We start from the raw sequence: 18,783 nt of genomic DNA on the forward strand, positions 1-18,783 counted from the left end.
CTTTCGTTCGGTACCGGCCCCGCACCTAGGTGTGGGGCCGGTGTCGTTTCGACAGGCGCTCTAATCGAGTTCGGAAATGGCGACCAGGCCACCGAGGTACTCGGCATCCGAATACGCTTTGGCGAGTAGCGCTCCGAGCTCACCAAGAGCTCCGTTGTCGCTGCCGTACGCAACAAACATGCCCGCTTCGGGATCGGTGCCGAAGCGGCCCTCCAGATGCGGTGCATCGCGGCCTACCACTGCGTGGGCGACCGACGCCCAGTCGTAACCGGAGCCTTCGAAACCCTCTACCTGCTCGAATATCGATGCCACCTTGCCGAAATGCTGGTCGGTGAGCATCAGTGACCAGTTGCCCGGAGACGTTTCGAAAAGCTGTAGCGGTTCGATCGATGGTGATGTCATGCGTGTATTGAAGCAGATCCGACCGACAGGTTTCAGTCGGCCGCTAACGCCCGACCGATTGTGCGAGAGCCACGGCAAAACTGGAAAGTCGTTCTCGGGTATAGGTTTCGGGATCACTGACGGCCAGTCGTCCGAGCATTTCGGCGAACGACATCATGGTGTGTGCGAGGAGAACCGGATCAAGGCCTTCGAGCTTCGACTCGAGGGCAATCCCGGCGCGGGCCAGTTCTTCGGCGCGGGCGAAGACAGCTCCGCGAGAGAGCTTCAACAAGCCGTGATACTCGCTGGGGGCGTTCTCGACAGACGTCAGAATCAGGCGCCAGCGCGTCGGGTTCTCCAGTACGGCGTCGACGAAGGCGCCGACGGTCCCGGTGTACGACGCCGCTGGGCCGAGTTCGCTCAGATCTGTCGGCATGGTTTCGAGCACCTGAGCGATGGCTCGCTCGTGCTCGCGGCGCAGCAGTGCAGCGACGAGATCGGTCCTGGTATCGAAAATCGTGTAGAGGACGGGCTTGCCGACACCGGCTTCGGCAGCGACGGATTCCATGCTGAGGTTGTGCAGGCCAACGCGGCCGGTGACCTCGAATGCTGCGTCGAGGAGCTGCTCGCGACGTTGCTCCGGCGCCATGCGAGGGGCGTACTTGCGCCGCGGTGTATCCGTTGCGTCAGCTTGTGACCTGGTCATCGTGTGCATCACCTCCGCTCTCACCCTAATCTGCCTGCCACTTCTTCGTGAATAATACGCAACCGTTGTATTCATCGTCTGCAATTGTTACGGTGGCGTTGTATTCGAATGGTGCTCAGTGAGGCGCCTCTGCCGAGATCTCGAGGAGAACAACCGCTATGACAGCGTCGACCTCTTTAGTGCCGAATGATCTGCTGCTCCATCCCTCCACGTACGATCGGCCGGAGTTCGACGCGACCACGCGGAGACTGCTGGGCGCGACCGTCGACTGGTTCGAGGCGCGTGGAAAGAACCGACTCCTGGCCGACTATCACGACAAGATCTTCTACTCCGATTTCCTCGATTTCGCGGCGAAGGAAGGTCTGTTCGCCACATTTCTGACGCCCGCCCGCGACAGTGGTGGCGACTCTGACAAGCGCTGGGATACCAGTCGTATCGCCGCGCTGTCCGAGATCCTCGGCTTCTACGGACTCAACTACTGGTACCCGTGGCAGGTGACCATCCTCGGTCTCGGGCCGGTGTGGCAGAGCGACAACGAGACGGCAAGGGCGCGAGCAGCTTCCGCTTTGGCTTCCGGAGGCGTTGCGGCATTCGGACTGTCCGAGAAAGAGCATGGCGCGGACGTCTACTCCACGGACATGGTCTTGACGCCCAACGGCAGCGGCGGGTACCTGGCCAGCGGTTCGAAGTACTACATCGGAAATGGCAACTGCGCCAACACGGTCTCTGTCTTCGGCCGTGTCGACGGAGTGGAGGGCACTGATCAGTACGTCTTCTTTTACGCCGACTCGGACCATCCGGCATTCACCGTGGTGAAGAACATCGTTCCGGCCCAGATGTACGTAGCGGAGTTCTCACTCGTCGACTATCCCGTTGCGGCAGAGGATATCCTGCATACCGGCGAGGCAGCATTCAGTGCCGCACTCAACACCGTGAACATCGGAAAGTTCAACCTGTGCTTCGGCGGAATCGGTATGTCGACTCATACCTTGTACGAGACGATTACCCACGCGCACAATCGAATCCTGTTCGGCAATCCCGTCACGGCGTTCCCACACGTACGACGTGAATTCGTCGACGCGTACGCGCGCCTGCTGGCGATGAGGCTCTTCTCGGATCGTGCGGTGGACTACTTCCGCACCGCATCGCCCGAGGACCGCCGCTACCTCTTGTTCAATCCCGTCACCAAGATGAAGGTGACAACCGAGGCACAGAAGGTGATCGGACTGCTCTCCGACATCGCTGCGGCAAAGGGCTTCGAGAAGGACAGCTACCTCGCGGTGGCCAAGATGGATGTCGACGGGCTGCCCAAGCTCGAGGGGACCGTCGCCGTCAATCTCGCCCTGATCGCCAAGTTCATGCCGGCGTACCTCTTTGCCCCCGAGTCATTTCCGGCGATTCCGACGCGCAACGATGCAGCCGACGACGAGTTCCTGTTCCGTCAGGGCCCGGCACGGGGGTTGTCGAAGGTTCGATTCGACGACTGGCGAGCGGTGTACGCGAAGTTCGCGGATGTTCCCAACGTTGCACTGTTCATGGAGCAGGCAGAAGCGCTCGTGACCCTTTTGGCCGAAGCTGCACCGGATGCGGCGCAGCAGGTCGACTTGGACTTCGGCCTGGCGATCACCGAACTCTTCACCCTCGTCGTCTACGGCCAGTTGATCCTCGAACAAGCCGAGATCTTGGGATTGGACGAGGGGCAGCGGAGCGGTGGGGTGCTGGATCAGATCTTCGATGTCCTGGTCCGCGACTTCAGTGCTGCAGCGGTGGAGTTGTACGGAAAACCCAGCGCCAGTGAAGATCAGCAACGGTTGGCACTGGCATCTATTCGGCGCCCCACGTTCGCGGCGGAGCGATTCGAGTACGTCTGGCAGCAAGTAGTCGCCTTGTCTGGTGCCTACGAAATGAACGGTGCCGGCTCAACGAACGGGGAGGAATGAAATGTCTGAACTGACGATGAATCGACCGCGTGAGGATTACGGCTTCTTCGGCCCAGGATCACCCAGTTGGAAGATCTGGGCCGCGCCGACAGCGCTGATCGGGTTCCAGCGGTCGGTGGTGCTCGAGCACTTCGACCCCTTCTTGGCTGCCGCAGTGGCAGACATGAGCGGGATTTACAGCGATCCGGCCGGGCGACTCGACCGAACCTTGGCGTACTTCCTGACCGTCGCCACTGCCGACGGGCGGACAGCACTGGCGCTGTCCGACCACCTCATGACAGTTCATGCTCAGGCTACGGGCGTTGAACCGATCACCGGAACTCGTTACAGCGCAAACAATCCGGCGTCACAACTCTGGATCCACGTGACGGGTTGGCATTCGGTGCTCAAGTGCTACGAGATGTATGGGCCGGGCCCGCTTTCAGCTGTCGAAGAGCAGCGGTACTGGGAAGAATGCGTGATCGCTGCCGAACTACAGACATGCAAGACCTCCGACGTTCCACGCTCCCGAGACGAGGTACGTGAGTACTTCGCTGAAGTCAGGCCCAGATTGTGTACCTCCGAGCGTGCCAACCGGGCGATGCACTACTTGTTGAGAACACCGAGAGCGCAGGGGAAGACGAAGTTCGCGACATTCAGCCGATTGGTCGCGCCGGCCACTATCGCGACTTTGCCCGGCTGGATGCGAACGATGGGTGGGTTCGATCAGCCAGCGTTGTTGGACAGAGCAATTGCGCCCGCGGTGCGAACGGCAGTCCGGTTGGGTAGTTCACCGAAGAACATGACCACTGCTCTGAAAGTCATTGCGCCGATGACGGGCAAGGTGTTGGAGCGCCACCTGCGTGACGAGCAACCCCTGGACCCGAGAGTTGTCACGCCAGCGGAGATTCGGGAGCGATTCCCGCGAGCCGCCAAGGTTGCGCAGGCCGTCTGACGGGTTCGCCACGGCCTGTTGGCACCGCATCGGGGGGATCCCTTCGATGCGGTGCTCGGCCGTGTTCTGTTGTGCCTGAGGTTCGTTCTCAGGTTTTGAATGTGGTGTTCGCTGGGCGCGGTTGCTGCCCGGGGTCGATCGAGGGCGGCGGGATGAACCAGGGTTTGTTGTCGACTCCTATTCGGATTTCCCATTTCCCGACGAACCCGGATTTGCGGTGCATCAGCCGGTGATGTGAACGGCACAGCAGGACCAGGTTGTTCATCACCGTCGGGCCACCGTTTGCCCAGTGCCGGATATGGTGCGCATCCGTCCAGGCGGGCACGCATGTGCAGCCCGGGAAGGCGCAGCCTTTGTCTCGGGCGATGAGGGCGACGCGTTGTTCGGCGGTGACCAACCTCTTCCCTGGTTGCGCATCCAAGGGCGCGCCGTGATCGTCGAGCAGAACGGTCGACAGGAAACAATCACACCCGAGAAGCCTGGTCTGCGACACCGAGAGTGGCCCGAGCCAGGGCATGTGCCCGACATCAAGATCCGACAGAGACTCTTCACCATCAGCAGTGGAGGGTGTGGCGGCGCAGTCTCGATGCTCAGCGAGATCATGGGCATTGATGTGCACGTTCACGTGCGGACGTTGGCCACCGTCTTTGCCGGTTTTGGCGCAGTCGAGGTACCGGCGGATCAGTTCGGTGAACCCGTCCGCGGTCCGCTTCGCTGCCGACCGGGCGTCGGGGGTTCCGTCCGGTGCCGGGGTGGGCATCGTCAGATTCGACAACGCGGAGAGCAGCATTTCGCCGGTGAGGGCGTCGAAATCGCCGCGCACCACCACCCGACCGTTCAATGTCGAGGCGATCCGCAACTCGTTCCGGTCGACATCTTCGGCGGGCGGGATCTCATCGGATTCGAACAACCGCTCCAAGGTCGCGATCACGTTCCGCACCTTCGTCGTCGTCGCCTCCACCCCCGACGCAGCCGCAAGCAGTAGGTCGATACAACGAGGGAGCGCCTCCTCCGGCATGCCTTTCGGCGGTGACTCACAGAACGCCACGATCAACACGGCATGATCGAACGAGCAGTCCCCGTCATCGAACCGAGCTGCCACAGCCGGAAACGGCCGCAAAGCTGCACCTAGGGCGGCGATCTTCTTCCCGTCCCGGACCTGCAGCATCGTGTTGGCCGCCAACCAGGACCCCACTCCGCGGCTGGCAATCACCTGATCATCCGGGCGCAACGACAACTCGTCCACCACGGCCACTCGAACCGCCTCGAGGCGCAGAATCTCCGCACTCGCCTCGACAGCAGCCTCACGCAACTCAGCAGCAGTCAACTGCCACAGACGTCCGCGCAACCCCACCGCAGAACCAGACACCACATCCGACAACAAGACACTCATTGAATCCCCCGATCCCCTCCCCAAATCATACTCGAACATGCGTTCGAGTCAAGAGCGTTTTCGAATCTTCGGCTTCTCGCAAAGCTGCAAGAGTGCATCCGTTGTCCGCAAACGTGTTTCGTCGGGACGGAGGAGGTCGTCGAGTACGGCGACCGGTGCGGTGGGGTAAGGTCGCCGATTTTCGAGCTTTGGTTGGAGAAGGTGGTCGGTGTTTGACCGTGCGGGCACACGGGTAACCCGCTCCGGATGCCGTCAGCGTGAGGGGGCCGTGAGTGGACGAGTCACACAAGATCCGTCGCCGATCATTTGTTCAAGGGCTTGGCCTGCTGGCCGGTCTGAGCGCGTTGTCCGCTGGATCAGCGACGGCTCGACCACCTGATGTCGATCCGCTGCGCCCATTCCAACTTCCGTCACCCCGGCTGGAACCGTTTCGGGAGACCCTTCCTGTCCTGCCGGGCATTTCGGGTGGCAACCTGGAGCTTCGTGCGGCATCGTCGATGCACCGATTCCATCCGGACCTACCGTCGTCGCCGTCGCTGGGTTACGGCGGAATGGATTATCTGGGCCCCACCATCGAAGCTCACGTCGATCAGCTCGTCACAGTCCGATATGCCAATGACATTTCTGCGTATCCACTTGCCGCGGATGTCGATCCGGGTCTGCACGGCGTCAGCGACCTCGACCGCACACAGGTCCCCACCTCGCTTCACCTGCACGGAGGAGTTACTGCACCGCAGTTCGACGGGCATCCGGAGCTGATCCAGCGTCCGGGCGAAGGTTTGGTTCACGAGTACACGAATGGTCGTGCAGCCGGCAATCTTTGGTATCACGATCACGCCATGGGAATGACGCGCCTCAACGTCTACGCCGGGCTGGTCGGGATGTATTTTCTCCGTGACGACGCAGATACAGGCACCACCGGGAATTCTCTCGGCTTGCCGTCCGGCGAATTCGAGCTTCCGATGATTCTGCAGGACAAGGTCTTCACCTCCGACGGTCAACAGAGTGTCCGTTCCACGTGGCTCACTCCGCAGGGTTCCTGGGATCCGGCGACTCCCGGTGACGTGGGTGTAGTGAACGGCGTCGTATGGCCGAAAGTGGAGGTGGCTCGCGGACTGTACCGATTGCGACTGCTCAATGCCGCAACCTATTCGGTGTGGAATCTGCACTTCGCAAATCGTATGCGGTTCTGGGTGATCGGTTCCGAAGGAGGATTTTTGGCCGCTCCTGCGCCGACGGATCACGTCCGGCTGAGTCCGGGTGAACGCGCTGATCTGCTTGTCGACTTCAGTATGCTCGAGCCGGGCACGACGGTGGAATTGCGCAACGACGAACCGGTACCCCTTGCGGTGGCGCAACGCGGCACGCAGGTGATGCCGGTCTTCTGTCGGTTCGACGTGGGCAGCGCAAAGGGATTCACCGGCTCGATCCCGCAGCAGCTGAATTCCGTTGCTGCCGAACCGGCGTCCCCGGATGTGGTGCGAAATCTCACGATCATGCAGCTGTCGCGTCCCTCGGATTACCCGTCGATCACCATGTCGCTCAATAATTTGCGGTTCACTGATTCAGATATCGAACTGCCGCGTCAGGGAACCATCGAGCAATGGAATTTGATCAACATCACCACGGAACCACATCCGATTCATCTGCACCTGGTGGCGTTCCGCGTTGTGGGGCGCCAGAACATCGACACTGCAGCGCTCATGCAGCGGTACCCGGTACCTGATCTGGGGGTCCGGTGGACGCCGTCGGCAGAGGAATTCGTGACCTCCCCGCTGCGGCCTCCCGAAGTTTGGGAAACGGGGGAGAAAGACACTGTCATCGTGGATGCCAACTCGATTACCCGCGTGATCGTGCGCTTTCCGACGGCCGACGAGTTGGGCTTCGATCCGGATGCAACTTTCGCGAGAGGTTCCATGGCAGACCACTCGGCACACGGAGAAGTCGGCATGGGGGACCTGCAGGGGTACGTCTGGCACTGCCACATGCTCGATCACGAAGACCACGACATGATGTTGCGATATCGGGTGGTGACGTAGCCTTCAAGGGGAGAAAAGTCCCCAGAGGAGGCAGCTGTGTCGGAAGGTGCGCCCACCGGGCCCCTGGACGGATATCGGGTGATTGAACTCGGAACCTTGATCGCCGGGCCCTTCGCCGGGAAACTGCTCGGCGACATGGGCGCCGACGTGATCAAGATCGAATCGCCGGACCGCCCGGACCCGCTTCGTACCTGGGGTCAGGCCGAGCAGGACGGTCATCGATTCTTCTGGACGGTTCACGCCCGCAACAAGCGGTGTGTGACGTTGGACCTTCGCGTCGACGCGGGACGAGACCTGTTTCTGAATCTGATCGAACATGCCGATGTGGTGGTCGAGAACTTCCGGCCGGGCACCCTCGAGAAGTGGGGCCTGGGATTCGACGTTCTCAGTGCGCGCAATCCGAAGTTGGTGTTGGCCAGGGTATCCGGTTACGGGCAGAGCGGACCGCAAGCCAAGAGCGCCGGCTACGCCTCGGTTGCCGAAGCGGTCAGCGGATTTCGGCATCTGAACGGTTATCCAGGGCAGGCGCCTCCGCGTATTGCCCTTTCGCTCGGAGATTCTCTCGGCGGGATGTTCGCCGTTCAGGGAGTGCTGGCGGCGTTGCTCTCACGAGAGCGGACCGGCCGTGGTCAGGTGGTCGACGTTGCCCTCACGGAATCCTGTCTGGCGGTGCAGGAATCCACGATCCCGGATTACGATCGGGGCGGGATCATCCGGCAGCCCTCGGGAACGAGATTGGAGGGTATTGCGCCGTCCAACATCTATCAGACCTCTGAAGGAAACTGGGTGGTGATCGCAGCCAATCAGGATACGCTCTTCGTGCGTCTGTGCACCATCATGGGGCGACCGGAACTAGCGCATGACGACCGCTTCTCCAATCATGTTGCCCGTGGCAAACATCAGGACGAGCTCGACGAACTGATCAGCGCCTGGGTCGCGCTCCAAGATCCCACCAGCCTGGTGGAACGCCTCACCGAAGTGGGAGTTGTTGCCGGGCCGATCAATACGGTTGAAGATGTCGTCAAGGATCCGCAGCTGATCGAGCGGGGGATGCTCGTCGACCACTACGACGAGCGGATCGGTGAAAACGTCCTCGGCTTGGGCGTCGTGCCTACCTTCAGTGAGACACCCGGATCCGTGCGCAACGCGGGAGCGTCGGCGCCGGGTCACGACAACTCCTCGGTGTGGGGCGGGCTCCTCGGACTCTCGGACAACGAGCAGGCAGAACTGAAGATGAAGGGCGTGATCTGACATGTCGGTACCTGGCGTGGGTATTCCAGCAGTCAGTATTCGTGAAGTCGGACCACGGGACGGGTTGCAGATCGAAGACCCGGTGTCGCTGGCGGAGAAACTTCGTCTTGTCGATGCTCTGGCTGCGACGGGTGTTTCGCGTATCGAGGCGACGTCGTTCGTCTCACCGCGCGCTGTGCCGGCGTTGGCCGACGCGGAATTGTTGGCAGCAGAACTGCACCAGTGGCCCGGCATCGAGTTCTCGGCATTGGTCGCCGGAATCGGTGGAGCGAAACGGGCCGTCGCCGCAGGAGTGAAAACCGTCGAATATGTTGTGTCGGCATCGAATGGCCACAGCGAGGCCAACACTCGGTCGACGACGGAGCAAGCGACCGAACGTATCGGAGAGGTCGTCCGGATCGTCCACGACGCCGGAGGACGGGTGGAGGTCATCGTGGCCACAGCCTGGGACTGTCCGTTCGACGGTCCAACCGACCCGGATCGTGTTCTGCGGATTGCGGAGCAGGCCAAGGAGTTCGGTGCTGATCAGTTCTCGATCGCAGATACCATCGGCACTGCCACGCCGGGACGTGTCGGACGATTGATCGACGCTGTGGGCGAAAGAGTAGGTGACTTCGGCTTGGGTGCGCACTTCCACAACACGCGTGGCGCTGGTCTTGCGTGCGCGTTTGCGGCTGTGCAGCACGGTGTTCGAAACCTCGACGCGTCCACCGGAGGTCTCGGTGGTTGTCCGTTCGCTCCCGGTGCCAGTGGCAACATCGCGACGGAGGAACTGGTCTACATGCTCGAAGACATGGGCATTGCGACGGGTATCGACCTGGATGCGAGCATTCGTGCCGCTGCCGTTGCAGAGGAGATAGTGGGCCATACGGTTCCCAGTAATCTTCTCCGCGCCGGCGATCGGAAGCGGTAGGGACCTTTACCCTTCTCGGTTGGGTGATGCCAGCTGCAGTTTGACCAGCTGCTCGTGCGCCGCGGCCGGCCAACCGATGCGCTGCTTCTCCAGATACCAGGCACCGGCGGCAAATGCGATCGCGAGGACGATCCAGATCGCGACGCTTCCGATCTGAGAGCCCAGGTCGCTCGACGAGGACACTTCGCCTGTGCTGTAGTCGTATTCCGTTGTCGTGGTGATTCCCTCTACTGCGAAGGTCCACAGAATCGGAAGGGCACACAATGCGGCGAGGGCACGCGCGACATGCGCTGGACGCAGTTCGAAGATCATTCATTTCTCCTGGTGATCGACCCGGTGAATCTCACTCTCCTCGAAAGCTATTCGGGTTCGACGGCGCTGTCTGTAGTCGGATCGACGGACATGGACGAGGTGCCGAGCTCTCCCCGGTCCCCCTGCCGTAGCAGCTGCATGCCGTTGTGATCGAACTCGATTCGTCGAACGTCTTCAGTGTCGACCAGCATCGTGGCCATAGCGGTACGCCGAGGTGGAAGGATCCGTATGGTCACTTTTCCTCGCGTGATCGCGGTGAGTTCCCGGACGATGCTCGAGTGGATTCGGTCGCGCACGTCGGCGTTCGCGCCATCCATTCCGTGGTCGTCGAGCAGGACTACTTCGACGCCGCGGTTTCGAGCGGCACGCACAGCATCGATCACGTGATTCTTCTGAAATCCCGGCGCTCGGAGCGAGTCACGTAGTTGAGCTTCGAGTAATTCACATGCCAATTTCTCGGTGGAATCCATTGGCACGCCTGAAGCAATCCGCTCGAGCAGAGGCCGGGCCAGTATGTTGAGTCTGTCGAGTTGGGCGTCTCTTTCTTCGATGACTGCCGACGTGGCTGCTCCTGCGGCGATGCGTTCGGTAGACGCTTGGCGTAGTTCGAAGATCGTCTTGGCTCGTGGCCGAATCGTAAGTGCGAAGACCGTCGACATTAGAACTGGTCCGACGTTGGCGAAAGACTCGGCGAAGCCGTACAACGGTCCTTGACCTGTCACAGTCGCCCAGGCAACCGAGGAGGCAATCAAAAGAATCACGCCAAGCCAGGCGTAGCCCGTCCTTCCCCGCACACACATGAAGGTGAAGACGACAGTACACATTCCGAAAGGCCAGAGTTGGGCCGGATTATGCACAGGTACCGGCAATACCATGAACACCGCGCCGCAGGCGACTAAGCCGGTAGCACTGAGCAGGATGCTCTGGTGAAGGGGCATGGGGTCCCCGTCAGTCAGGACGATGGAGAAAGCAGCTGCTGACCCAACGAGTACCGCGACTGCCAGCGGCCACGAGGACCTGACTCCGCTTGTCCCGTACGCGGCGGAAATCGAATACGTGACGGTGAAGCAGGCAACGAGAAGGAGAGCGGATCTACTACGCATTCCGAGTAGGTCGCGGATGTCTTTGCCTACGGCGATGTTTCCCGCATCGAAGTTCATCGAGGAGCCATCTCAGCTCGTTGCCAGGACAGAGTGACTTTGGTTCCTGCTCCTGGAGAAGACGCGACGTCTGCTGCCCCTCCGGGGATACTGCGTACCCTGGCATGAATGCTCACGGCGATGCCGAGTCGATGCGTCGGTACGGTGCGAGGATCGAAACCGATTCCGTTGTCACATACCGTCACCTCCATTCGAGTTTCTTCGACAATTGCGTCGACCGAACGACGTGCGTCCGGCCCGGCGTGTTTCTTACTGTTACGCAGTGCTTCACTCAAGGCTCCTGCGAGAGCACTCACCGGTTCCGACGGGAACTCGGCATTGTTGGCGTTTGACTCCACGTGTGATGTGAAGGTGACATTCTCATCGACTTCCGAGGCTGCCGAACGGAGTTGAGCAAGAACCGCATCCGGGTCCAATCGCTCTGCGGTCTCGACTCCCGAACGAAGATGGTCCAGGCGGGCCAGTGTGCGCCGTGACTGCCCGGCGACGGTGGAGTCGGAGTCCGTTCGTGCAGCAGCCAACAAGGTCGACATCACGGTGTCGTGGATCAGGGCGTTGAAGCGTTCGCGTTCGACGTCTTTTGCAGCTGCAGCCGCGGCTCCGGCGGCCGCAGCGTGGGTACTCGCGATGGTGGCGTCAAGGGTTTGCCCGGTGCGAAGTGCGACAACAGATGCTGCAACAAAAACTGTGCAGAACATCAGCGCAGCACTGAGATCCGGAATCAGAAGATAGAACAGGGGTGCTTCGCGGATGGCGTGATTGATCAGTTGGACGAGCGTGACTCCCACCCCGAGGTATAGCAGAGCCCAGGCAGGCTGCCATGCAGCTGCGGCTGCTAGCCCGGCGACACCAGGGATGTTGGCGAGCCACGTCCCGAAGCCTTGGACATGTTCACCGGTCCAGGCAGGCCACCACGCGCACGCAACGAGAATATAGGCAATCGCATTAATTGCGGCAGCTCGACGAATCCAGATTGTCTGGGGCAGGAACGTCGAAAGTCCCAACACCATGGCTGTTCCGAATATCGCGAAGATGGCCACAGGTGTCCACCAGGCCGCGGTGGTTGCCGCTGCGTCTCTGATATTCGGAATCAGGATGAGCAGGTAGAACAGGTAGCCGGCGCACACGAATCTACCGAACAGACGAAGGATCTTGTCGGTGAAGGTGGAATCGGTAGTACTTGATTGACTCTCTGCTGAATCATTCGCCAAGGATGGGTGAGGCAGTCTGATCAGAGTTCGTCGATCGTCACTATCTGATCTTGTATCGCTCGCACGAGTAATTCGCATTTCGTTGGTGCGTTCCTTCCAACGTCGGCATACTTCTCGCGAATCCGCGACAGGTGGGTCCCCACCGTTCCCACGCTGATGTAGAGGTTTTGAGCAACGCGCGACTTCGAATCACTCAGTAGCCATTCCCTGAGAACCTCGATTTCGCGCTCCGAAAGGTGCGGTCCTACGGGATCCTGTGCCATGCAGTTTTCCACAGTGACTGTCATGAGTTTCGTCCTTACTTCTCTGTAGCGGAATGACAGACCCCCGACAGTGCCGTCTTCTTGTCAGATGAATGTAATTCGAAGAGGGAAATTTTTCCCAGACATCAATTCCTCTGCCCATATTTTCAGGGGCAGCGCTAAGAGAGTTATTGTTGCCGAACCTCATTGTTAGTCAAAGTCAGCTTTTTTCCGGAAGTAGGCCGTTCAGGAATTGGTAACACCCCGTCTTCGACCGCGCGTTTGTACAAATCCGTTTTTGTCGGTGCGGGTCGTCCGACAGCCGCATATTTCTGCCTGATGCGCTGGAGGTAGTCGTTAACCGTCTGCGGCGCCAAACCGGTGAGTCGCGCAACTCGATCCGCCTTCTCTCCGGATGCGTAAAGTTCGAGGACCTCGAGTTGTCGAGGGCTCAGACCCACTTCGTCGAGACCTGGATCCCCGTCGATTGCGGCAGCCCACTCTGTCGTCACCACCTGCCTTCCCGACGCGGCGGCGCGTATCGCATCAACCACGACGGCAGTCGGTTCGGACTTGCGTACAACACCCAGCACGCCGGCACGGGCGGCCGAGCGAACGAGGTACGGGTTTTCCGCCCCGGTGAAGATCAATGTCTCGAGCCCGGCGGCCCGCAGTTGCTCGACATTGCTCTTGGGCGATGAACCGTCGGCCAGCCGGAGGTCGAGGATTGCCAGATCCAAGGCGACGTTCTGAGCGAGCATCTCGGACACAGTGGTCGCGATGCACACCAATTCGAGGTCCGGCTCGTCCTCGAGCATCACGGACACGCCGATTGCTACCGACTCGTGGTCTTCCACCAACCCGACACGGCGGTGTGGAAATGCTGTTTGCTCTGGCATAGCGATTGTTTCCCTCCGCTCGATGCGAGGACGTTATCAGGCAGAGCTGACTGACCGGTATGTTACGTGTCAAGATTTGAAGTCAGCCTGGACTGTTTTACGTTTCGGCTCTACAGTTGTCTTGTGACCGAGACCACTTCCGATGCGAAAGTAAGCCGTACCCAGGCCGAACGTACAGCGGCGATGCGTGGGCGCCTCCTCGACGCCGCCGTCGAATCGTTGGTCGAGCTGGGCTACGCACGGACCAGCACGCAAGAGATCGCCCGCCGCGCAGGCGTCTCGCGGGGTACGCAACTGCATCATTTTCCGACCAAGGAATCGCTGGTCGTCGCGGCCGTCGAGTATCTGGTCGACAAGCGGCTGGAAGAAATCCTCACCGCTGAAGTGGATCGTGGTCGAGGCCTCGAGGTCCTGTCGGACGCGTTCTCCGGGCCGCTGTTCTATGCCGCCCTCGAATTGTGGGTCGCGGCGCGGACCGATCCCGTTCTGCATGCGGCGACGGTGCCCCTCGAACGCAAGGTGAGTGAGGCGCTCGAGTTCGGCAGCGCCGAGTTGTTCGGTGATCGGTTCGACTCCGAGTCGGTCGAACTCACCATCGAACTCGTTCGTGGGCTTGCCGTCTCAGCCCTGTTTCGTACATCCGAAGCCGACGACGCGCTCAGAGCGCGACTGTTGCCGGCCTGGCAATCCCGAGTGGAGAAGAAGTGAAGCTTCCCGAACATGTCGAAACGCTGATCGTCGGTGCCGGATTTGCCGGTATGGGCTTGGCGGCCAGAATGCTTCGCGACAATCGCGCTGCAGACGTCGTGTTGATCGAGCGTGGAGCTGACATCGGCGGCACTTGGCGCGACAACACCTATCCAGGCTGTGCCTGTGACGTGCCGACGGCGTTGTACTCGTATTCTTTTGCGCCGAGCGCCGATTGGAGTCATACCTTTGCTCGTCAACCCGAGATCTACAACTATCTGAAGAAGGTGGCCGCAGACACCGGCATCGTGGAACGCGTAGTCCTGAACTGCGAACTCGAAGCTGCTGTGTGGGACGAGGATGCGGCGCTGTGGCGTATTCGGACATCTCGAGGGTCGTTGACGGCCAAAGCTCTGGTCGCCGCGACCGGAGCGTTGTCGACGCCCAAGATCCCGGATTTCCCCGGTCTCGACCAATTCTCGGGGACCACTTTCCATTCGGCGACGTGGAACCACCAACACGAACTGCGCGGTGAGCGCGTAGCCGTGATCGGAACGGGAGCGTCGGCGGTTCAGTTCGTTCCCGAAATTGCCGACCCTGCTGCCCATGTCACCGTGTTCCAGCGAACTCCGGCCTGGGTGATTCCGCGGATGGATCGCACCCTGCCTGCCGCACAGAAGGCCATGTACTCGCGGATTCCCGTTACACAGAAGGTGATTCGAGGGTGGGTTTACGGCTTCCGCGAGCTACTCGGTGCCGCGATGTCGCACGCGACGTGGGTGCTGCCTGCCTTCGAGGCGGCCGCGCGCCTTCATCTGCGCAGACAGGTGAAAGATCCGGAGTTGCGCCGGAAACTGACTCCCGATTTCACGATCGGTTGCAAGCGCATGCTTCTGTCCAACGACTGGTTGCGCACCCTTGACCGCGCGGACGTGAGTCTGGTCGACAGTGGGCTCGTCTCGGTCACCGAAAACGGAGTGGTCGACGGACGCGGAGTCGAGCACAAGGTCGACACCATCATCTTCGCCACGGGATTCACGCCGACGGAACCGCCTGTTGCGCATCTGATCACCGGAAAACGTGGCGAGACGCTGGCCGCACATTGGAACGGTAGTCCCAACGCGTACAAGGGTACTGCGGTCAGCGGGTTCCCGAATCTGTTCCTCATGTACGGTCCGAACACCAACCTCGGACACAGTTCGATCGTGTACATGCTCGAGTCCCAGGCCGAGTACGTCAACGACGCCGTGAACACCATGAAGCGAGAGCGGATCGATGCCCTCGACGTGAACGACACGGTGCAGGTGCACTACAACAAGGGAATTCAGCACGAGTTGCAGCACACGGTGTGGAACAAGGGCGGATGCTCGAGTTGGTACATCGATCCGGAGGGGCGCAACTCGGTGCAGTGGCCGACGTTCACTTTCAAATTCCGTTCGCTGCTGGAGCATTTCGATCGGGAGAACTACTCCGCTCGCAAGATCGAAAGCGTCGAGGCATGACCACTACGCACTACGACGTGGTGGTTATCGGTTCGGGATTCGGTGGCAGTGTCGCCGCTCTTCGCCTGACGGAGAAGGGCTACCGTGTCGGGGTGCTCGAAGCCGGTCGACGGTTTGCCGACGACGAGTTGCCCGAAACCAGTTGGAGACTTCGAAAGTACCTGTGGGCGCCGTGGATCGGATGTTATGGGGTTCAGCGCATCCATCTTCTTCCGGATGTGCTCGTGATGGCGGGGGCCGGCGTCGGAGGTGGGTCGTTGAACTACGCCAACACGTTGTATCAGCCACCCAATCGGTTCTTCGAAGACCGTCAGTGGGCGCACATCACTGACTGGCACGACGAACTGGCGCCGTACTACGACCAGGCCAAACGGATGTTGGGTGTTCGCACCAATCCGTCCTTCACTCCTGCCGATGCGGTGATGAAGGACGTAGCCGAAGAGATGGGCGTGGGGGAGACCTTCACGTCCACCCCCGTCGGGGTTTTCTTCGGGGAGGCAGGAGTTTCCGTGCCGGACCCGTTCTTCGGCGGAAAAGGGCCCGAACGCACAGGTTGCACGGAATGCGGGGGATGTATGACCGGGTGCCGAGTCGGTGCGAAGAACACGCTGGTCAAGAACTACCTCCATCTCGCCGAGCAAGCGGGCGCCAGGGTTCATCCGCTCACGACCGTCACCGACCTTCGGCCGGCGGCAAGCGGTGGTTACCGCCTGCTCGCGAGGCGAACGGACGGCGTCCGCCGGCGAGAAGTTCGGTTCACCGCCGATCAGGTGGTGGTTGCCGCCGGAACGTACGGAACGGCGAGACTGCTGCTCGGTATGAAGGAATCCGGTGCCCTGCCGGGCCTGTCGGACACTCTCGGCACCGTCGTACGTACCAATTCCGAAGCCGTACTGGCCGCAACGTCGAAGTCGCGTCGACGGAACTTCACGCAGGGCGTAGCCATCACGTCGTCCTTTCACCCGGATGATCACACGCACATCGAGCCGGTGCGATACGGCAAGGGCAGCAATGCAATAGGACTTCTGCAGACCGTCCTGAGTGACGGCGGTGGGCGAACTCCCCGGGTGCTGAAGACTCTGGCAGTCGCGGCCCGGCACCCAGGAGCGTTCTTGCGATCGTTGTCGGTACGGAACTGGTCCGAGCGAACCGTCATCGCGCTGGTGATGCAGACCGACGACAACTCCCTCGAACTTTCCAAGAACACCAAACGATTCGGGCGCTCCCTCACCAGTAGACCGGGACCGGGCGATCCACCTCCTCAGTGGATTCCGCAGGGTCATACAGCCATTCGCAAGGTCGCCGAGAAGATCGACGGCGACCCGGGTGGTTCCATCGCCGAGATCGTGAACATCCCGATGACGGCACACTTTCTGGGTGGCTGCGCGATCGGTGACAGCGCGTCGAGTGGCGTCGTCGATCCGTATCTGCGTGCATACGGTCACGAGGGACTGCACGTCATGGACGGTTCGGTGGTGAGCGCAAATCTCGGAGTGAATCCTTCCCTGACCATCACTGCGCAGGCGGAACGAGCGTGCGCGATGTGGCCGAACAAGGGTGGCGCGGACGCCCGCCCGAAGACCGGCGAGCCATACGTACGTATCGATCCGACTTTGCCGTCCGATCCGGTGGTGCCGACGCATGCACCAGGCGCTTTGCGGCTTCCCCTGACCATTCGAGCTGAGAAGGTGTCCGATGTGGAGCGTGCCTGAATCGACAAGTGACCGCATCGACTGGCCGGTGAGTGATCCGCCGCCGTGGCCGGCTCGCGTTCGCGCGACACTGTGGTGGCACCGCAGTACGTCGGCGGCACGCGAGCTCGGCCCGGATGGTCGAACGATTCCGATGACGGTGGCCATGATGGTGGACTACCTCGCTTCGCCGGTCGGCCCGTATCGCGAGATCCTCGCCAGTCCGGTCTTGCATGCGCCAGGGAAACGGATCGGGCCTATGCCGCGGATGGCGGTCCCTTTCATCGCGGTGGATTCGGAACCGTCGGTGCACGGTGGGCGAGTCCACTGGCAACTACCCAAGGTTCTGGCCGAGTTCGACGGAGACGTGCAGCAGAAATTTACTGCGACCGGCGACGGATGGCGGGTGCGTTCGGATACGCGGATGCTCGGGCCGCGTCTGCCGATTGCCGGGGCGTTGGGATTTGCGCAGCCGGAGTCCGGTGGAGGTCTGGCGATCGCGTCGGCAAGGCTGACGGGATCGTTCCGATACGCGCGCGTGAGCGTCGAGGCAGAGGGGCAGACCCTGCCGGACTGGTTGGCTGCGGGCACCCATCACGGCGTCGTGATTCTGGGCGGAAAAATGACTACGGGAGCGGCCAGGCGTCGGTAACGGGGGTTTGACCTGCGAAAAGCGACCAAGGCCGCCCGTCAGTGACCGGGCGGCCTTGGTCGTGTGGTGTGAAAGTCAGGTGTCGACGTCCCACAGGCGCCTCTCGGCGGGTGGTCGCTCGCAGCGACAAAAGGGGTGGGGCCCGGGGCTTGTTCGGACGCCGACAGGGTGTTCAACGGCGGTCTCCCCGGATTTGTTCCCGTCCTCGATATGTGACACCGGTCTCGATTCAACTTAGGCAATCCTTTTCTTGACTAATTCCAGAAAAGCGGCATACTGGGAAACATGCGAGACGGAGAGCATGACTTCGACCCCCGAGCGCAATTGCGCGCCGTCGGGTTGAGGGTCACTGCTCCGCGCCTCGCCGTGCTGGATGCGGTTACAGCCCAACCGCATTCAGACGCCGATTCTGTTGCAGCACTCGTGCGGCAGCAGCTCGGATCGGTATCCACACAGGCCGTTTACGACGTGCTGAAGGCATGCGTGAACGCAGGATTGCTGCGACGCATCGAGCCGGCGGGTTCGCCCGCACGGTTCGAGACGAGGACTGGTGACAACCACCATCACCTCGTCTGTCGCGGCTGCGGCAAGGTCGTCGACGTCGATTGTGTTGTCGGCCAAGCTCCCTGCCTCGAACCTTCCGATAATCACGGCTTCGAAATCGACGAAGCCGAGGTCGTGTTCTGGGGCCGTTGCGAAGATTGCCTGAAGAATTCTGCCGAATCCGACACCGAGTCGGACGCGGTCTCGCAGAATCGAATTGATGCGTCCAGAACCTCCGAGTCAGCCACCTCGCATGCAGCCCATGCGTTCGACTCGGATGCAGCCCCGCTCCTCTGACGCCCAGCCCACAACGCTAGGAGGCTTCGC

General features: G+C 61.0%; 18 protein-coding genes. 10 read left to right on the top strand and 8 right to left on the bottom strand.

The window, feature by feature from the left end; translation table 11 throughout:
- Nucleotides 1-60 precede the first annotated feature (60 nt).
- Both RHP72_RS02380 and RHP72_RS02385 read right to left on the bottom strand, forming a co-directional pair.
- A complete protein-coding gene (locus RHP72_RS02380; RefSeq protein WP_003943507.1) occupies nt 61-402 on the bottom strand; it encodes an Imm51 family immunity protein in 342 nt (113 codons plus the stop codon).
- 43 nt (nt 403-445) lie between these two features.
- Nucleotides 446-1,096, bottom strand: a complete 651-nt coding sequence (locus RHP72_RS02385; protein WP_007731498.1) for a TetR/AcrR family transcriptional regulator — start codon at nt 1,094-1,096, stop codon at nt 446-448.
- Nucleotides 1,097-1,245: 149 nt separating this feature from the next.
- On the opposite strand from RHP72_RS02385, the gene RHP72_RS02390 reads away from it, so the two are divergent.
- Nucleotides 1,246-3,027 carry an acyl-CoA dehydrogenase gene (locus RHP72_RS02390; protein ID WP_063315199.1) on the top strand — a complete coding sequence of 594 codons (1,782 nt, stop codon included), beginning with the start codon at nt 1,246-1,248 and terminating at the stop codon, nt 3,025-3,027.
- A 1-nt stretch (nt 3,028) separates the two neighbouring features.
- On the top strand, nt 3,029-3,961 hold the full coding sequence (locus tag RHP72_RS02395; RefSeq protein WP_081557256.1) for an oxygenase MpaB family protein: 933 nt from the start codon (nt 3,029-3,031) through the stop codon (nt 3,959-3,961).
- A gap of 88 nt (nt 3,962-4,049) precedes the next feature.
- Here the strand turns inward: RHP72_RS02395 and RHP72_RS02400 are convergent, their stop codons facing one another.
- Entirely contained in the window at nt 4,050-5,354 is a 1,305-nt protein-coding gene (locus tag RHP72_RS02400) for a DUF222 domain-containing protein (RefSeq protein WP_311094261.1), read from the bottom strand.
- Nucleotides 5,355-5,626: 272 nt separating this feature from the next.
- Here RHP72_RS02400 and RHP72_RS02405 point away from each other — a divergent pair, with 272 nt between their 5' ends.
- Genes RHP72_RS02405 through RHP72_RS02415 form a run of 3 tightly spaced genes read left to right on the top strand, consistent with a single transcriptional unit; the run spans nt 5,627 to nt 9,557 of the window.
- Nucleotides 5,627-7,393, top strand: coding sequence for a multicopper oxidase family protein (locus RHP72_RS02405; protein WP_058227103.1), 1,767 nt, complete (start codon nt 5,627-5,629; stop codon nt 7,391-7,393).
- A 36-nt stretch (nt 7,394-7,429) separates the two neighbouring features.
- Nucleotides 7,430-8,644 carry a CoA transferase gene (locus tag RHP72_RS02410; protein ID WP_311094262.1) on the top strand — a complete coding sequence of 405 codons (1,215 nt, stop codon included), beginning with the start codon at nt 7,430-7,432 and terminating at the stop codon, nt 8,642-8,644.
- Nucleotides 8,645-8,660: 16 nt separating this feature from the next.
- Complete coding sequence (locus tag RHP72_RS02415; RefSeq protein ID WP_372027823.1) at nt 8,661-9,557, top strand: hydroxymethylglutaryl-CoA lyase; 897 nt, start codon at nt 8,661-8,663, stop codon at nt 9,555-9,557.
- 6 nt (nt 9,558-9,563) lie between these two features.
- Here RHP72_RS02415 and RHP72_RS02420 read toward each other — a convergent pair whose 3' ends face one another.
- From RHP72_RS02420 to RHP72_RS02440, 5 genes are all read right to left on the bottom strand, one after another.
- Nucleotides 9,564-9,869: a hypothetical protein gene (locus RHP72_RS02420; RefSeq protein WP_054187015.1), complete on the bottom strand. Its 306-nt coding sequence runs from the start codon at nt 9,867-9,869 to the stop codon at nt 9,564-9,566.
- A 47-nt stretch (nt 9,870-9,916) separates the two neighbouring features.
- Nucleotides 9,917-11,029 carry a hypothetical protein gene (locus RHP72_RS02425; RefSeq protein WP_042922819.1) on the bottom strand — a complete coding sequence of 371 codons (1,113 nt, stop codon included), beginning with the start codon at nt 11,027-11,029 and terminating at the stop codon, nt 9,917-9,919.
- Complete coding sequence (locus RHP72_RS02430) at nt 11,026-12,240, bottom strand: sensor histidine kinase (protein ID WP_082920527.1); 1,215 nt, start codon at nt 12,238-12,240, stop codon at nt 11,026-11,028. Before RHP72_RS02430 ends, RHP72_RS02425 begins: the two co-directional genes overlap by 4 nt.
- Nucleotides 12,241-12,260: 20 nt before the next feature.
- Nucleotides 12,261-12,527: a response regulator transcription factor gene (locus RHP72_RS02435; protein ID WP_370333094.1), complete on the bottom strand. Its 267-nt coding sequence runs from the start codon at nt 12,525-12,527 to the stop codon at nt 12,261-12,263.
- Between the two features lie 143 nt (nt 12,528-12,670).
- Nucleotides 12,671-13,381 (bottom strand): LuxR C-terminal-related transcriptional regulator, encoded by a 711-nt coding sequence (locus RHP72_RS02440; protein ID WP_007732315.1) that lies wholly within the window; start codon nt 13,379-13,381, stop codon nt 12,671-12,673.
- Between the two features lie 183 nt (nt 13,382-13,564).
- Between RHP72_RS02440 and RHP72_RS02445 the strand changes: the two genes are divergently transcribed.
- The 5 genes from RHP72_RS02445 to RHP72_RS02465 all read left to right on the top strand — a co-directional run bounded on the left by RHP72_RS02445 (nt 13,565) and on the right by RHP72_RS02465 (nt 18,753).
- Complete coding sequence (locus RHP72_RS02445) at nt 13,565-14,089, top strand: TetR/AcrR family transcriptional regulator (protein WP_202427151.1); 525 nt, start codon at nt 13,565-13,567, stop codon at nt 14,087-14,089.
- Entirely contained in the window at nt 14,086-15,570 is a 1,485-nt protein-coding gene (locus RHP72_RS02450) for an NAD(P)/FAD-dependent oxidoreductase (protein WP_311094265.1), read from the top strand. The genes RHP72_RS02445 and RHP72_RS02450 overlap by 4 nt, the downstream gene beginning before the upstream one ends.
- Nucleotides 15,567-17,282 carry a GMC oxidoreductase gene (locus tag RHP72_RS02455; RefSeq protein ID WP_003943453.1) on the top strand — a complete coding sequence of 572 codons (1,716 nt, stop codon included), beginning with the start codon at nt 15,567-15,569 and terminating at the stop codon, nt 17,280-17,282. The genes RHP72_RS02450 and RHP72_RS02455 overlap by 4 nt, the downstream gene beginning before the upstream one ends.
- Nucleotides 17,266-17,913 carry a hypothetical protein gene (locus tag RHP72_RS02460; protein ID WP_311094266.1) on the top strand — a complete coding sequence of 216 codons (648 nt, stop codon included), beginning with the start codon at nt 17,266-17,268 and terminating at the stop codon, nt 17,911-17,913. The genes RHP72_RS02455 and RHP72_RS02460 overlap by 17 nt, the downstream gene beginning before the upstream one ends.
- Nucleotides 17,914-18,198: 285 nt before the next feature.
- Nucleotides 18,199-18,753 (top strand): Fur family transcriptional regulator, encoded by a 555-nt coding sequence (locus RHP72_RS02465; protein WP_003943517.1) that lies wholly within the window; start codon nt 18,199-18,201, stop codon nt 18,751-18,753.
- The last annotated feature ends 30 nt before the right edge of the window (nt 18,754-18,783 follow it).

The organism is Rhodococcus sp. SG20037, from assembly GCF_031763325.1.
Lineage (GTDB): Bacteria > Actinomycetota > Actinomycetes > Mycobacteriales > Mycobacteriaceae > Rhodococcus_F > Rhodococcus_F qingshengii.

What these genes read in the sequence shown, in the direction of transcription:
- RHP72_RS02385 (WP_007731498.1), bottom strand. Translation starts at nt 1,096, where the DNA reads ATGCACACGATGACCAGGTCACAAGCTGACGCAACGGATACACCGCGG.
- RHP72_RS02420 (WP_054187015.1), bottom strand. Translation starts at nt 9,869, where the DNA reads ATGATCTTCGAACTGCGTCCAGCGCATGTCGCGCGTGCCCTCGCCGCA.
- RHP72_RS02380 (WP_003943507.1), bottom strand. Translation starts at nt 402, where the DNA reads ATGACATCACCATCGATCGAACCGCTACAGCTTTTCGAAACGTCTCCG.
- RHP72_RS02435 (WP_370333094.1), bottom strand. Translation starts at nt 12,527, where the DNA reads ATGACAGTCACTGTGGAAAACTGCATGGCACAGGATCCCGTAGGACCG.
- RHP72_RS02465 (WP_003943517.1), top strand. Translation starts at nt 18,199, where the DNA reads ATGCGAGACGGAGAGCATGACTTCGACCCCCGAGCGCAATTGCGCGCC.
- RHP72_RS02395 (WP_081557256.1), top strand. Translation starts at nt 3,029, where the DNA reads ATGTCTGAACTGACGATGAATCGACCGCGTGAGGATTACGGCTTCTTC.
- RHP72_RS02455 (WP_003943453.1), top strand. Translation starts at nt 15,567, where the DNA reads ATGACCACTACGCACTACGACGTGGTGGTTATCGGTTCGGGATTCGGT.
- RHP72_RS02390 (WP_063315199.1), top strand. Translation starts at nt 1,246, where the DNA reads ATGACAGCGTCGACCTCTTTAGTGCCGAATGATCTGCTGCTCCATCCC.
- RHP72_RS02400 (WP_311094261.1), bottom strand. Translation starts at nt 5,354, where the DNA reads ATGAGTGTCTTGTTGTCGGATGTGGTGTCTGGTTCTGCGGTGGGGTTG.
- RHP72_RS02460 (WP_311094266.1), top strand. Translation starts at nt 17,266, where the DNA reads ATGTGGAGCGTGCCTGAATCGACAAGTGACCGCATCGACTGGCCGGTG.
- RHP72_RS02440 (WP_007732315.1), bottom strand. Translation starts at nt 13,381, where the DNA reads ATGCCAGAGCAAACAGCATTTCCACACCGCCGTGTCGGGTTGGTGGAA.
- RHP72_RS02425 (WP_042922819.1), bottom strand. Translation starts at nt 11,029, where the DNA reads ATGAACTTCGATGCGGGAAACATCGCCGTAGGCAAAGACATCCGCGAC.
- RHP72_RS02445 (WP_202427151.1), top strand. Translation starts at nt 13,565, where the DNA reads ATGCGTGGGCGCCTCCTCGACGCCGCCGTCGAATCGTTGGTCGAGCTG.